Origin of the sequence: Nitrosomonas oligotropha (assembly GCF_900106555.1) — a bacterium.
GTDB lineage: Bacteria > Pseudomonadota > Gammaproteobacteria > Burkholderiales > Nitrosomonadaceae > Nitrosomonas > Nitrosomonas oligotropha_A.
Genome location: NZ_FNOE01000025.1, coordinates 1 through 14,755 on the forward strand (window position 1 = coordinate 1; position 14,755 = coordinate 14,755).

14 protein-coding genes, 1 tRNA gene and 2 pseudogenes are annotated in these 14,755 nt (G+C 44.1%); 7 read left to right on the forward strand and 10 right to left on the reverse strand.

Annotation, left to right across the window (positions count from 1 at the left end):
- Positions 1 to 250: pseudogene (locus BLU57_RS12015) on the reverse strand (transposase); the annotation flags it as partial.
- 31 nt (positions 251 to 281) lie between these two features.
- Between BLU57_RS12015 and BLU57_RS16900 the strand changes: the two are divergent.
- A pseudogene (locus BLU57_RS16900) lies at positions 282 to 1,153 on the forward strand (tyrosine-type recombinase/integrase).
- 21 nt (positions 1,154 to 1,174) lie between these two features.
- Here BLU57_RS16900 and BLU57_RS12025 read toward each other — a convergent pair.
- The 5 genes from BLU57_RS12025 to rpsU all read right to left on the reverse strand — a co-directional run bounded on the left by BLU57_RS12025 (position 1,175) and on the right by rpsU (position 6,267).
- Positions 1,175 to 1,251: transfer RNA gene (locus BLU57_RS12025), tRNA-Ile, on the reverse strand.
- A gap of 7 nt (positions 1,252 to 1,258) precedes the next feature.
- A complete protein-coding gene (rpoD, locus tag BLU57_RS12030; protein WP_176776441.1) occupies positions 1,259 to 3,532 on the reverse strand; it encodes an RNA polymerase sigma factor RpoD in 2,274 nt (757 codons plus the stop codon).
- 82 nt (positions 3,533 to 3,614) lie between these two features.
- Positions 3,615 to 5,426 carry a DNA primase gene (gene dnaG, locus BLU57_RS12035; protein ID WP_090321179.1) on the reverse strand — a complete coding sequence of 604 codons (1,812 nt, stop codon included), beginning with the start codon at positions 5,424 to 5,426 and terminating at the stop codon, positions 3,615 to 3,617.
- Positions 5,427 to 5,521: 95 nt separating this feature from the next.
- Entirely contained in the window at positions 5,522 to 5,968 is a 447-nt protein-coding gene (locus BLU57_RS12040) for a GatB/YqeY domain-containing protein (protein WP_090321182.1), read from the reverse strand.
- Between the two features lie 86 nt (positions 5,969 to 6,054).
- Complete coding sequence (gene rpsU / locus BLU57_RS12045) at positions 6,055 to 6,267, reverse strand: 30S ribosomal protein S21 (RefSeq protein ID WP_013648785.1); 213 nt, start codon at positions 6,265 to 6,267, stop codon at positions 6,055 to 6,057.
- 259 nt (positions 6,268 to 6,526) lie between these two features.
- On the opposite strand from rpsU, the gene BLU57_RS12050 reads away from it, so the two are divergent.
- Positions 6,527 to 6,757 carry a sulfurtransferase TusA family protein gene (locus tag BLU57_RS12050; protein WP_090321185.1) on the forward strand — a complete coding sequence of 77 codons (231 nt, stop codon included), beginning with the start codon at positions 6,527 to 6,529 and terminating at the stop codon, positions 6,755 to 6,757.
- Positions 6,758 to 6,852: 95 nt separating this feature from the next.
- On the opposite strand, the gene pmbA is transcribed toward BLU57_RS12050, so the two are convergent.
- On the reverse strand, positions 6,853 to 8,211 hold the full coding sequence (gene pmbA / locus BLU57_RS12055) for a metalloprotease PmbA (protein ID WP_090321188.1): 1,359 nt from the start codon (positions 8,209 to 8,211) through the stop codon (positions 6,853 to 6,855).
- A gap of 48 nt (positions 8,212 to 8,259) precedes the next feature.
- Here pmbA and yjgA point away from each other — a divergent pair, with 48 nt between their 5' ends.
- Entirely contained in the window at positions 8,260 to 8,808 is a 549-nt protein-coding gene (gene yjgA / locus BLU57_RS12060) for a ribosome biogenesis factor YjgA (RefSeq protein ID WP_090321191.1), read from the forward strand.
- 100 nt (positions 8,809 to 8,908) lie between these two features.
- Here the strand turns inward: yjgA and BLU57_RS12065 are convergent, their stop codons facing one another.
- From BLU57_RS12065 to BLU57_RS12075, 3 genes are all read right to left on the reverse strand, one after another.
- The gene (locus BLU57_RS12065; protein ID WP_176776442.1) at positions 8,909 to 9,703 is read right to left on the reverse strand and encodes a response regulator; all 795 of its coding nucleotides are present in this window, start codon (positions 9,701 to 9,703) and stop codon (positions 8,909 to 8,911) included.
- 135 nt (positions 9,704 to 9,838) lie between these two features.
- The gene (locus tag BLU57_RS12070; protein ID WP_176776443.1) at positions 9,839 to 10,723 is read right to left on the reverse strand and encodes a response regulator transcription factor; all 885 of its coding nucleotides are present in this window, start codon (positions 10,721 to 10,723) and stop codon (positions 9,839 to 9,841) included.
- Complete coding sequence (locus tag BLU57_RS12075; protein ID WP_090321201.1) at positions 10,702 to 12,063, reverse strand: cache domain-containing protein; 1,362 nt, start codon at positions 12,061 to 12,063, stop codon at positions 10,702 to 10,704. The genes BLU57_RS12070 and BLU57_RS12075 overlap by 22 nt, the downstream gene beginning before the upstream one ends.
- 196 nt (positions 12,064 to 12,259) lie before the next feature.
- On the opposite strand from BLU57_RS12075, the gene BLU57_RS12080 reads away from it, so the two are divergent.
- From BLU57_RS12080 to BLU57_RS16905, 4 genes are all read left to right on the forward strand, one after another.
- Positions 12,260 to 12,772 carry a hypothetical protein gene (locus BLU57_RS12080; RefSeq protein WP_090321204.1) on the forward strand — a complete coding sequence of 171 codons (513 nt, stop codon included), beginning with the start codon at positions 12,260 to 12,262 and terminating at the stop codon, positions 12,770 to 12,772.
- A gap of 39 nt (positions 12,773 to 12,811) precedes the next feature.
- Entirely contained in the window at positions 12,812 to 13,495 is a 684-nt protein-coding gene (locus tag BLU57_RS12085) for a hypothetical protein (RefSeq protein ID WP_090321207.1), read from the forward strand.
- A gap of 419 nt (positions 13,496 to 13,914) precedes the next feature.
- Positions 13,915 to 14,256 (forward strand): serine hydrolase domain-containing protein, encoded by a 342-nt coding sequence (locus tag BLU57_RS12090; protein WP_176776444.1) that lies wholly within the window; start codon positions 13,915 to 13,917, stop codon positions 14,254 to 14,256.
- A 145-nt stretch (positions 14,257 to 14,401) separates the two neighbouring features.
- Positions 14,402 to 14,743, forward strand: coding sequence for a serine hydrolase (locus tag BLU57_RS16905; protein ID WP_090321213.1), 342 nt, complete (start codon positions 14,402 to 14,404; stop codon positions 14,741 to 14,743).
- Positions 14,744 to 14,755 lie beyond the last annotated feature (12 nt).

A 14,755-nucleotide genomic window follows, 5' to 3' on the forward strand; every position in this document is an offset into this window, starting at 1 on the left:
CCCTCTCCAGCTTGAGTTGCTTGATCTGTGCTTTCAACTGCCGGATCTCTTCCTGCTCCGGGGTCAATTTCCCATTACCCCGGAATGACTGATCAGCATCATCCGCCTGGTATTCCCTGATTCAACTCCTCAGCATATTGGCGTTGATCTCCAGACTTCGGGATACTTCTGACGCCGTGTGACCCTGTTCCAATACCAGGCTGATCGCATCTAATTTGAATTCTTTTGCATATTGCTTTCTCGTTATCATTTCTTCCTCCAATTAAGCTATTTTCTCTTAACTGGAGTGTCCGGTTCCATTAAACCATGTCACTTTCACCACACCAGGAGGAGAGTGTATTAGATGCTCTGCTGGCACAGCCGACAAAGCCCAGCACAAGAATACCATGTCAAGCTAAAAGCCGAATCATGGCGCATTCAGCGATTGGGAGAAAAGCCGGAGTAAACATGGGATGAAGCAGCATGCAAGTTTCTACTCGCAACACAACATAAAGCCCCCCCATGAACGCGACAAAGAGAAACTGAGATGGTTACAGCAATTCTTACGTAATAGGCGATTGCAAGAAATTGATCGAGAATTAATTGATCACATTGCACATGCAAAGGATACAAGCCCATCAACCGCTAATCGCCATTTAGCCCTGATACGCGCAATTCTGCGGAAAGCATGCCATGATTGGGAATAGATGGATAAAATTCCCAAAATCAGGCTTCTCCCAGAACCTAAGCGCCGTATTCGGTGGTTAACTCCCGAGCAAGTAAAAAAATTGCTTAATGAGTTACTGCAGCATCGACAGGATATGATGATAGTTGCTTTATCAACAGGCTTGAGGCAATCAAACGTTATTAATCTGGAATGGAGCTAGGTTGATCTTGAACGTAAGGCTGCATGGAGAGAAGCATTAAAACGAGTAGGGATAGAAGAACTTTAGATGGCACGACCTGCGTCATACTTGGGCAAGCTGGTTAGCTCAACAAGGCACGCCCATGAACGTACTGCAGGAACTCGGCGGATGGGAATCGGAAGAAATGGTAAGTAGATATGCACACCTATCGAAACAGCAACTCATGCAACATGCTGAGTTGGTTTCAGATTTTCTCGTCCTTGATGACACAATTTTGTCACATTAGAAAGAAAAAAGAGGTTAGATAATTATCTAACCTCTTGGTTTATTGGTGGGTCTGGTAGGACTTGAACCTACGACCAAGGGATTATGAGTCCCCTGCTCTAACCAACTGAGCTACAGACCCTTATTTTTTAATTGTTGCCGGTATCCAAGAAGCTGCGTAAACGTTCAGAACGAGCGGGGTGGCGCAACTTGCGCAGCGCTTTGGCTTCGATTTGACGAATGCGTTCACGGGTAACATCAAATTGTTTGCCGACTTCTTCCAAGGTGTGGTCGGTGTTCATTTCAATGCCGAAACGCATGCGCAACACTTTGGCTTCACGTGGTGTTAAAGAATCCAAAATGTCCTTAGTGACACCACGCAAGCTAGCGTACACTGCCGCATCTGCAGGCGCCATCGTGGCTGCATCTTCGATAAAATCACCCAAATGGGAATCTTCATCGTCACCAATCGGGGTTTCCATGGAGATTGGCTCTTTGGAGATCTTAAGAATTTTACGAATTTTCTCTTCGGGCATCTCCATTTTCTGCGCCAATACCGCCGGCTCAGGCTCCTGTCCGGTTTCCTGTAAAATCTGACGTGAAATACGATTCATTTTATTAATCGTTTCAATCATATGCACCGGAATCCGGATGGTTCTCGCCTGATCCGCAATGGAGCGAGTGATTGCCTGGCGTATCCACCATGTAGCATATGTTGAAAATTTATAACCGCGCCGGTATTCAAATTTATCCACCGCTTTCATAAGTCCGATATTGCCTTCTTGAATGAGATCGAGAAACTGCAATCCGCGGTTGGTGTATTTCTTGGCAATCGAAATTACCAACCGTAAATTGGCTTCCGTCATCTCGCGCTTGGCCCGGCGTGCTTTGGCTTCGCCAGTAGACATTTTACGATTAATTTCTTTTAAGTCTTTGATCGGAATACCAACCTTGTTTTTGAGTTCCAGCAAATTCCGCTGCTCTTCCAGAATCGCAGGCTTATAGTGCTCAAGCGCTTGACTATAAGGCTTTCCAATGCCGATTTCTTGCGCTACCCAATCAAGATTGGTTTCATTTCCAGGAAACGTTTTGATGAAGTGATTTCTGGGCATTTTAGCTTTGGATACGCATAAATCCATTATCCTGCGCTCATAGTTGCGCACATCTCCCACGAGTTCGCGCTGAGTATCACAGAGTTTCTCTACCATTTTCGCTGAGAACCGGATACCCATCAGTTCGGATGAGATTTTATCCTGAAGCTCAATATAGCCCTGATGATAAGGACCTTCTTTCTCAAGCAGAGCTTGCATTTCGGTATATATTTCACGGATTACGGTGAAACGCTCCAACGCATCTGCTTTAAGTTTCAACAAATCCGCACTGGCAATTGACGCGCCATCGCCATCCTCATCTTCGTCGTCATCACCAAGGTCGCTGGAAGCTAGCTCCTGTTCGAGAGATTCCTCTGAAAATTCCTCATTCGTGATGTCTTGCGCATTGGCGTCCAATAGTCCATCAACCACTTCATCAATGCGTAATACATCTTTCTCAACTTCCGTAGCCAGATCGACAATTTTCGCGATGATCGGAGGACAAGCCGAAATCGCCTGAATCATATGACGCAAACCGCCTTCAATGCGTTTTGCGATTTCAATTTCACTTTCACGCGTCAGCAAACCTACCGAACCCATTTCGCGCATGTACATCCGCACGGGATCTGTTGTCCGCCCAAACTCGGAGTCTACCGTAGAGAGCGCTGCCTCCGCTTCTTCCGCCACATCTTCATCAGCCACGGTAGTTGCAGCATCAGACATCAACAATGTTTCCGCATCCGGCGCTTCATCATGCACAGAGATGCCCATATCGTTGATCATACTGATGATGCCTTCTATTTGCTCAGCATCCAGCATATCATCGGGCAAATGATCATTGATTTCGGCGTAAGTCAGATAGCCACGCTCTTTGCCTAGTCCGATCAAAATTTTCAAGCGCATGCGCCGCGCTTCGATATCTTGCGGTTGCGGATTACCGCCTTCAATAACGGAAACTGAGTCTATATCATCAAGCGAATCCAGTCCTCCCGACGCCTTATTCTTTTTGGGTGTTCTGCCCCTGGCTTTCTTGCCTGTATTGAACTCAATATCATCGCTGCCAAGCATTGCTTGAGAGAATTCTGCCGCACTGCGCGTTGGTTTAACCGGCGCTTCTTTTATTTCAGCAGAATCGATTGCATCTAAACTGATTGCTTTCTCATTTGTTTTTTTGCCGGTTGCTTTAACATTTTTTTCAGTTTTAGCTGTTAATTTTTTAGACTCTACTTTTTCTACCATTTCATCGCCGGTATCTTTTATTTTCTGAGCTGTTGATTTTTTAATACTTTTATTATCTTTATCTTTTGATTCGACCGCTTTTGTTTTTGGCATATTGGATTCCCAATAATTTGGATGAATTAAAAGCTGAAAGTGCGAGATTATATCAAAATTCGATATTACTGACACCTAATAACTAACTTTGCTGCTTGATCAATTGCTGAAATTCTAACTTCTCTGCATCAGTTAACATACTCATTGTCATAGATTTATTCTTTAATTCGGCAACACGCTTTTTGCGGTATGCTTGCTGCAATATTTTTAATGCGCCTAAGAATTCTGCCTCTAAATCAAATCCGTCATCCCACTTTAGTGCGTCACTTTTAATACTTTCCAGCAATGTTTTGTGCGGACTGTTTTGTAAAAAGGGCATTAATGAATGCGCTGACTTATCTTTAGTTAAATGGAGGTGCTGATCAAGAAAATCAACCAATGCTTTTAGTGCTACAGCTTCTTCCGTGTTTTCGTTCCATTCTGCAAGCCAGCTTTTATCCAGTTTTTCGATACAATCCGGATTGAGTAATAGCATCAGTATGAGCCATCGTAAAGGCGAGATGATTTGTTTTGCTGGTTTATTCTCAGTTGTACGTATTTTGGATGAACGTTTTATCTGCAGCAATTCATCCAATTCCCCTTGATCAATCTCGCTAAGCTCGGCTAAGCGCCTGATCAGTATCAGCGATAGAGCCGGCGCCGTGACTTGTTGCAGTAGCGGCTTTGCATCGCTGATCAATTTTGCGCGGCCTTCGCTGGTTTGAAGATTGACTTCTGAGCATAACTCCTTGAATAGAAATTCCGATAACGGCAGAGTCTGTTTGAGCTGCTGTTCAAAAGATTCTTTGCCAAATTGATTGATATAGCTATCCGGGTCTGCACCCTCGGGCAAAAAAAGAAAACTCAGATATTTGCCATCGGATAGCAGAGCCAGGCTATTCTCGAGTGCGCGCCAAGCTGCTTTTCTACCCGCTTTGTCACCATCGAAACAGAAAATAATGTTATCTGTCTGACGCAAGAGTTTTTGTATATGAAAACTCGTCGTCGCGGTACCCAAGGCAGCGACTGCATGATCAATTCCGTGTTGCGAGAGGGCTATGACATCCATATATCCTTCTACAACAATGACGCAATTCGCTTCACGGATAGCACGGCGCGCCGAGAAAAGGTTATACAGCTCCCGTCCCTTTTCAAATAAAATCGTTTCGGGGGAGTTCAGATATTTAGGCTCTTCTTTTGCAAGCACACGGCCGCCAAAGCCAATGATCTGCCCTTTCTGGTTAAGAATCGGAAACATGATCCGGTCCCTGAAACGATCATATTGTTTGGTTTCACCGCTGGTAATGACTAGCCCCGCCTGTGTCAATAATTTCCGGGTTTTATCAGAATTATAATCAGAAAAAACCGCTTCAAGATTCTGCCAATCCGCAGGTGCATAGCCAATGGCAAATCGTGCCGCCGTTTTACCGGATAGGCCGCGCTTTTTAAGATAGGCGATGGCTTTTTCGGAAGCTTTTAGCTGCTCGCGGTAATAACGGGTGGCGATTTGTAGTGCATTTAGCAGGTCTTGCAGCGATATTTCAGCGTTGTTATGGTCATAATCGCTTGCGAAATCCTGTTGTGAGTCATCTGAAGCAGAATGATGAGAAATATTACTGCTTTGTTGCTCCGGCAATTGCATACCGGCGTAAGCCGCCAGATCTTGCACTGCTTCGATAAAGCTTAAGCCGCTATATTCAATCAAAAAACTGATCGCATTGCCATGCGCGCCGCAGCCAAAGCAATGGTAAAACTGCTTGGATTGACTAACGGTGAATGAAGGAGTCTTTTCGCTATGGAACGGACAACAGGCAACAAAATTAGCGCCCGCTTTCTTTAACGGGACATGACGATCAATCGCATCGACAATATCCACGCGACTGAGTAAATCATGTATAAAAGATTGCGGAATCATCTACCCGGAGCTGTCAATAACAATCAGCTTCAAGTATAAATAAATTGCAATCGTTGTGGTTTGTTTTAAGAATAATCCGGAACAGTCAATCAGTATCAGGTGGATATCTTATCTTTAATGAGCGCCGACACTTTACCCATATCAGCACGGCCAGCCAATTTCGGTTTCAGTATGGCCATAACTTTACCCATATCCTGCATGCTGACTGCATTCGTCTCTGAAATTGCTTCGGTTATCAACGCATCGATTTCGGAATCGCTTAATGCTTGCGGCATATAGGCACTGAGAATTGCAACTTCCTCTTTCTCAATATTGGCCAGATCCAATCTCTGCGCGGCTTCATATTGAGTAATAGAATCCTTGCGCTGCTTGAGCATTTTTTCAATAACCGCAATGACAGCCGCATCATCAAGCACTATGCGTTCATCCACTTCACGCTGTTTGATTGCAGCTTGCAGCAAACGGATAGTATCCCGCTGCTTGGTGTCACCCGTGCGCATCGCTGCTTTCATATCTTCCGTGATTTTCTGTTTTAAGCTCATGATAAATAGATGAAATTAATCGATTATCAGTTCATCATTTTGAAAAAACGCTACCGGAAGAGAAACCGGCATTAATATATAACGACTTAATAAAGCTTAGGTGGTAACAACTGGCTGCGCAAGCGCTTGTAATTCCGCTTCACAGCTGCTGCTAGCTTGCGTTTGCGTTCTGCGGTCGGTTTTTCATAAAATTCACGAGCACGCAATTCGGTCAGTATTCCTGTTTTCTCGATTGAACGCTTAAAGCGGCGCATAGCAACTTCAAATGGTTCGTTTTCCTTAACTTTAATTGTCGTCATAAATTGGCAAAATCCTCGATAACTTTGATTGAATAACAAGATAAAACAAAAGGCCGGGATTATAACACCAAGCGATTTATTCTAAAAGAATTAGTTGTAAAAACTAGATTCACTGCAGCCAAGGGAAACCTTGAATCAACCATACGACACGTCATCGCAGCCCCTGGCGTTAAGATAAAACAATGGATAAGCTAACTCCGGTCTTTGAATCCGCCCACACAGACAGTATAGTAATGTACCCAAACATCATGACTGAGAAATGCAGAAAGCAGATAAAGAGTTAGATGCGCGCGGCTTGAATTGCCCGCTGCCCATTCTACGCACCAAGCAATCACTGGCCGGGATGGTCAGCGGGCAAATATTAAGAATTGTTGCAACCGATCCGGGTTCCGTGATCGATTTCCAGGTTTTTGCCGAACAAACCGGAAATGAATTGTTATCGTTGTCTGAGATAAACAAAGAGTTCATTTTTTTGCTGAAAAAGCGATAAGCAGGGCGATCCGGTTAAACTTCCGAGCAACGGGCCGCACCCGTTAATTTACCAATCGCTTGCTCAATATGCCGCAATATCTTCATGCAGCGTTTTCAACCTCCGGCTACTGTCATGCGGTTGATCAATACCGAGCCGCACTGTTTCGACCCGCGCACTATGACATCGTTACCGATGGCCACGATGTTCCGGAACATATCTTTCAAATTACCGGCAATGGTAATTTCTTCGACCGGATAACTGATGGCGCCGTTTTCGACCCAGAACCCGGAAGCGCCGCGCGAATAATCCCCGGTGACTGCATTGATGCCATGTCCGAGCAGTTCGGTGACTAACAAGCCGGTGCCCATCTGCTTCAGCATCGCGTCAAAACTCATTGCTGTGCCGTTTTGCATGATCAGATTGTGCGTGCCGCCAGCGTTTCCGGTGGTGCGCATGCCGAGTTTGCGCGCGGAATAACTGCCCAGAAAATATCCCTGCACAATACCGTTTTCCACAATGTTACGATCGACGGTCGCGACGCCATCGTCGTCGAACGGACCGCTCGCCAGCCCTTTGTGCAGATGGGGGCGCTCCAGAATCTGGATATCCGGCGCAAAAACCTGCTGCCCGATGCTATCCAGCAGAAAGGAAGATTTGCGGTACAGGTTGCCGCCGCTCACCGCCGACGCGAAATGCCCGATTAAGCCGGAAGCAATCGGCGCTTCAAATAATACCGGTACTTCGCAGGTGCCGATTTTTCTCGCGCCTAAACGCGCTGCGCTGCGCTTGCCCGTCTTTTCGCCGATGCTTTGCACCGTTTCCAAGTCGGCGGCGTCACGCGCCACGCTGTACCAGTAGTCGCGCTGCTTGCTGTCGCCTTGCTCAGCGATCATGGCGCAACTGATGCTGTGGCGCGACAGCGGATAACCGCCCATGAATCCCAAACTGTTGGCATAAATAAATTGCGATTCGCTGACGGAAATGGTCGCGCCCTCGGAATTGGTAATGCGTTTGTCCGCAGCGTATGCGGCTTGTTCGCACTGCTTCGCCAGTTCGATGGCTTCTTCAACGCTGATTTGCCACGGGTAATATAAATCTAAGCTCGGGTAGTTTTTCGCCAGCAATTCCGCTTCCGCCAATCCGGCGCAATCGTCGTCCGCGGTATAGCGGGCAATCGACAATGCGGCGGCAACTGTGTCGCTGATCGCCTGCGGGGAAAAATCGGAGGTGCTGGCGTGGCCGCGCTTCTGTCCGATATAAACTGTCACGGACAGGCCTTTGTCACGATTGTATTCAATCGTTTCCACCGCATCCTGGCGCACCGTGACGGTTTGACCGAAGCCATCGGAAACATTGGTTTCACAGGCACTGGCGCCGCCTTTCTGCGCATGTTGCAAAATATCGCGAGCGATTTGTTGCAGTGTGCTTATGGGGTATGAAAATCGGGTATTGGAAACGGATAAATTATTCATGTCGTGCAATAAAGATGAAAATATAAGCGGATTTCAAACGAGGAAGCTATGATAACAGCTTATTCACACCGCATTACACAGGTTACCGTGCAAAAAGAACCGGAATACGACGACAACGAAGAAAGCGCGCCGAGTAAAACGAAGCGCAAAAAAGACATGCACGCCTTGCAGGAAATCGGCGAGCAACTGGTGGAACTGGATCCGAAAAAACTGACAGAGTTTGATTTGCCGGAAACTTTAATCGACGCCATCAACCAGGCCCGCCCCATGCAAAAACACGGTGCGCGGCGGCGTCAGATGCAATACATTGGACGCCTGATGCGCGACATCGACGCGCTGCCGATCCAGCAGAAGCTCGACTCCTGGCATCAAACATCGGTGCACCAAACCGCCCGCCTGCACCAGCTTGAACGCTGGCGCGAACGGCTGCTGAACGATGACAACGCGCTCACCGAATTTGCACAGAAATATCCGCAAGCCGACTTGCAGCGCCTAAGACTGCTGATCCGTAACGCGCAAAAAGAAAAGGCAGCGGAAAAACCACCCAAGAGTTTCCGGTTGCTGTTTCAGGACTTACAGGGAATTATTGAAGTCTGATTGCTGTGTAATTGGGGGGAGGCTAAATTCTGTTGTCTCCTCGCACTCTCCATGACAATCTTTCACTTCAATATTCTGAAGTCAAATCAGCTTCACAAGTTCAATTTGAACTAATGCGTCGATATTCAAGTCGGCCTTCCTGAATGATTTTCTTGCCGAGCATACAAAGTGATTTAGCACCAAACCACTTTTTTATTGCAGTTGCGTAGCCTTCTACAGTGCGTTTGCGTGAATCCAAGCGGGTTTTACTGCGTTTCTCTAGTTTCTCGCCATCACTTTTTGAGAAAGTACATTTCTGCATGATGTATCTATCAAATGTACCAAATTCTTCTAGCACACGATCAACGCCGAATCTGCTGACCTTTTTATTATATTCCTCAATTAGAAGATCATAAGCGATTTGCTTGTATCCCATGCCTTGCGATAGCAACCCGATAACCTTCATTTTCATAGGAGACAATCCCTTCTTTTTCTGGATCTTACTCTCAAAGTCAAGAGGCCATGCTGCCTCCCCTCTCATGACTTTATCAATTGCCGCTTTTATTTCATCGTCTGTACTTTGCTTAGATAGATAACCATGGGCCCCAACCTTCATAGCACTAATGACATCGATTTCTCGCGTATGAATACTCCAGAAAATAATCTTTATTTTGGGATATTTCTTTAAAATTTCTTTTGTTAACTCGACTCCCCAAAGGCTGCTATCGGTTAATTGATAATCCATAATGATCAGATCAATAGACATTGACTCCAGGTGTTCGAGTGCTTGAAAACTATTCTCAGCTTCTGCAACAAACCGCAAACTTCCATACCTATACAAACCGCTTTTAATACTCTTCCTTATTAACCAATAATCTTCGACAAGCAGAATTTTAGTAATATTCTCTGATGACATGATCATTTCTCCTTACACTGATGGTTTTATGCCGGATCGCAAGTTACCCATTCCTTGTATCATTATGTTTCAGATTTTTACTATCAGAAGAATACTGGAAAGTTCCCCACACCAAAATGCGTAGAAATACGCATATCATTTTTCAACCTGGAATTTGTTTTTAATACTCTGAACATTTTTTATATTGATGCCCAATAATTCAGCAATTTCCACATCTTCTTTTTCCTCATGTACCAGCATTAATACTTTTATTTCGATTTCCGTAGAAGTTCGCCTGATTTCCAGCTTGCCATACTCATTAAGAGCTTGCCTGAATAAGTCATTCCGATTCCGGATACTCAATTTTTCTCTGATATTATCGAAATGCCTTTCCACAGTCCGTGTACGAGATTTTAGTTTTTCCTCATCGATGAAATCTCGCAGATCCCCGTAGCTTGTTATTACATACTCATTCCCGAAATCTTCGGCCATTTTCCGGTACTCTATTTCCAATAAGCTATAAGCAATCTGAGCATTTTGTTTTCCTTCTGCTAAAAGCTCCATAATCTTGATTTCCATAGGCGTTAATCTTTTGTTTATTGCATGAACACCCAGCACCTTAGGTTCATCAGCCTCCCATACCTGCTCACCACGCATTATTTTATCGATAGCATCAATAACATTTTGATCTGATTTATCTTTAGATACATAGCCGTTGGCACCGGCTTCTTTTGCCCGCTCAAGATCGACTTCTCTAATATGAGCACTCCAAAACAATATTTTTGTTTCCGGGAACCGCTTATGAATATCCCTGGTAAGCTCAACCCCCCAAAGACCATGATCATTCAACGCATAATCCATAATAACCAAATCAATCTTATGGACTCTCAAATGTGCCAATGCTTGCTGTCCACTATCCGCTGTAGCAATGCAACGGAGTTTCCGGTTTCTAGCCAGTCCATGAAGAAGGCTATCTCTCAAGCGCCAATCATCTTCAACCAGTAAAAAATTGATAGCGTTTATCGATGCTTCAATAGACATAGCATATAGCTCCATAAGTTATGATTTTGCGGCAATGTGGCTTTAACAGTGGTGCCGCAGTCGGATGATTCAATCGTCAATTCTCCACCGATCCTTCGGATACGAGCTTCCATACTACCAAGGCCTAATCCCATTCTGACGGATTTAACGTGATTCACATCAAATCCAACGCCATTATCTTGAATGGTCAGAACAATATTGCATTCATCGGTTTGCAGTTGGAGATCCACTCGTGTTGCAGCAGCATGCCTAATATTATTCAAGGCTTCATTGACTACTTTCAGTATTGTGGCTTTTTTTTCTTTTGATAAATTCTTTGAATAAGCTTCGGCTTTCTGTGTTTTGGATAAAGTAACCAGAACTTGCTCCCTCATCTCAAAATTTCTCTTTAGCTCGCCTAAGCCATCTATCAATACGAGATTGTTCGGATCTTTACCCGCGATAATGATTCGAATCCAATCCAGTGCATGTTGCGCCGGATCCCGTATCTTTTCGAGAAATTCTCGAGAACTGGAAAGTATCACTTCCCCAGGTTGGTGCAATTGGTTATTTAACTCGCGAATAATATACGCCAAATCTTGTTTTACTTGATCATGTAAATCCGCACCAATTCGCAGGCGTTCTAAAGTTTTACCAATATTTCTTTGCGATAAGCTCAGACCCATCATGCCAATGAATGCAATTCCGGCTATCCAAATCATCGAGATATGAATGTAATTCAGTACCTCTGTATCTGCGCCATCTAAGAAATTATCTACATCTTCAAGATAAATACCTGTTCCTAACACCCATTCCCAGTCTGTTAACTCAATCACAAAAGCGAGTTTTGATCTGCCGCCAATTTCATCTGCCACTGAAGGTTTATGGAAAATATACTCGTCAAATCCATCTCCCTCACCTCTAGCAGCCTTTCTGGCAGCTGTTATCAAATCTCGTATTACATACTTCCCCTCCTTATCCTTATAGTCCCATTTATTCTGATTAACCCAGTCTTTCTTAATCGGGTGAACAATATTTTTCCCATAAACATCATACACAAAGAAATAACCATCTTCTTCACTATACTTCAAATTGGACAAAATTCTTTTAGCTTCTTTCTTGGCTTCCTCAATCGAAATCTCCAAATCCGGTTCTCGCAGGTGCTTAATGGCATTTTCTGCCAGCTTGATATAGCCTTTAAGATCATTCTTTTTGCTCTTGAGATAATCGGCTCTGATTTCAGCTCGTAATTGCTGGGGCAGTTTACTGGCTTGCTGGTAGATTACCCAGCCAATTGCACATACTGTTAGAACAAGAACTAACGGGCCAGTCACCAATAAATTTCTATTGCCTGATTTCATAATAACTCCCTGCTCATTAATGAAGCTTTTAGTTCAATTTACACTTCTTTTTTAGATTCCTGCTGGATATACGCATTATTACGAAACTCAATTTACCGTCACGCTAAAAATTCTCATCATGCGTAAATGTACGTACTGACTTAGCCTTATTAGTATTGCTACCATGAATTCTCAATCATCAAAAAGGGGAATAAAAATGAATACGAAAATATACAAAGGATTAATAATTTCAATCGCTTTAACCACACTTGCAAGTTGTGCAACGATAATGGGGAACAGTGCCCCTGAAACCCTGAATGTCCGCAGCACTCCCGATCAAGCGAGAGTCATCATCACTGATGAATCCGGTACTAAAATTTTCGAGGGAAAAACACCGACATCGTTACCCTTAGAGAAAAAGAAAGGTTATTTTAGCGGCAAGAAATATGATGTTCGAATTTTGAAAGATGGATATGACGAGCAAATTGTCACTGTTGATACCAAAGTAGGCGGTTGGTATGTTGGGAATATTTTGTTCGGCGGCCTGCTTGGTCTGTTGATAATCGACCCAGCTACCGGAGCCATGTGGACACTGGATACCAATGAAGTCAACGTGACATTTAATGCATTAAAACAAGGCGAATTAATTGCACCGAATAGTGCGAATATTGTTCTTTTGCAAGATGTCCCCTCTGAATTGCATGACAAATTAATCGAGATCCCTCAATAGCAAGTCTTGCCTTAAATACTAATTAATAAGGATATTATTATGAGTGAAGATAACACAAATTCAACTTTGCCAAACCTCACTAGCAGCCAGATGACATCTGCACGGCAAATACCCTTTCAGAAATCTGCATCATCGGCCTCAAATGAAGCAGGATGGAATGTTGAAGCGAGCATAGCCGGACGAGACTCGAATGCACTTTTGCATAGCCTTTATAAGTTTAATGCAACCGAAGGGGATACTTTAGACTTGTTTTCGGTATCTTTTTTTGATCCCTTCTTGCTGAGAGTTTATGACAAGAATGGAAATATTCTTGTCACGAATAATGAAAGCAATGATCCGCCTGATTCAGCGTTTATGATTGATGGTATAGGACATGGCTCCGATTATGTTAAAGATTTTATGGCAACCTATACAGGCACTTATTATGTCGAAGCAAGCTGGAATCAAGGTTCTTTTTATACATTTTATGACTTGATTATAGGTGTTGACACTGATACTTCATTAGATCAGAGAGCCGACGAGATTTTTTCCTGGGCAGAGAGTCAATATCCTGATCTTTTCTCCGGTCACTCTCAATCGCAGGAAATAGCTGGTGGCTATCATGCTAGGATTTATGCAGACAGTGGAACTGCTTTGGGGGAGAAAAATGGCGATATTTACTTTTATGATGCGTGGACCGAAACCACTATGATTGTCGGAACAGTAAACGACTTTCCGATCTAATGGAAATTTTAGTCTGATCGGTAGCTCAATGGAGTGCCCCGTCTATCATCAGACTCCACTTTCTGTCCAACCTATGAATTATATGGATAGTATCAAGCTTACTTTAAACAGCGTCAGTAATTCCCGCCTACAAAAGATTAAGCTTCACACAATACTTTATCATAATATTAAATAATACAATCATAATGTTAGAAAATAACAAGCTCTCCATCAAAAACCTCGACCTTATGCTAGATAGAACATCCAGATACTAGTAACCGACCAAAGTCTTGGTTAAGCTTGCTCTGCAAGCTGAAATGGCCGGATAAATAATTCTCTCCGTTATGACACACAAACCACCTACTTATATCGTCAACCTGATTCTTATGGCGACCTGCTCGTGTCCTGTCTTTTCTGCCACGGGTATCGCGCATTCTGACATGGAGTCATTCGATACAGTAATACCCGCACTCATGTCGAGATGGAATATTCCAGGCGCTGCCGTCGCAGTAATGAAAGAAGGGCGTCTTATTTTTGCACGTGGCTATGGCTACGCGGATAAATCCAAAAATGAGCTTGTAATGCCTGACTCGCTTTTCCGTATCGCCAGTATCTCCAAACCGATCACTGCAACCTGCGTTATGAGGCTTGTTGAACAGGGGAGGATTTCTCTCGACACAAAAGTATTTCCATTTCTTGACTTAGGAGTGCCATCAGATACCAGGATAAATCAGATTACAGTACGTAATTTGCTTGAACATACTGGTTGGCTGGGATCGTAATATTAGTGGCGACTCGATCGACAATATGGCTTCGATTGCGCGGTCGATGAGGGTATCTTCTCCGCCCGATCCAACAACCTTCGTTCGTTATATTTTGAATCAATCATTGGACTTCAATCCTGGTTCACGATAGGCATATTCCAATGTGGGTCCCATTGTGTTGGGACGCGTCATCGAGAAAGTATCCGGACAGTCCTATGAAAGCTACGCGAGATCTTTACTGTCCGAGCTTGGAATCACTGAATTAAGAATAGGCCACGATCTACCGGCAGAACGATTCTTAAAGGAGGTGCAATATTATACCGACCCATCTTTGTACCCTGTAACTTCGATTTATGATCGTGCACCAGGCACTGCAACGTGGCCGAACGGAGGAATTTCAATCGAATCGATTGACGCGGCAGGTGGCTGGGTTGGATCGGCTGTAGATCTCGTTGTATTTGCTTCATCATTTGTACCATCGGCTAGTCACTCCTTACTAGCATAAGCAACAATTTCT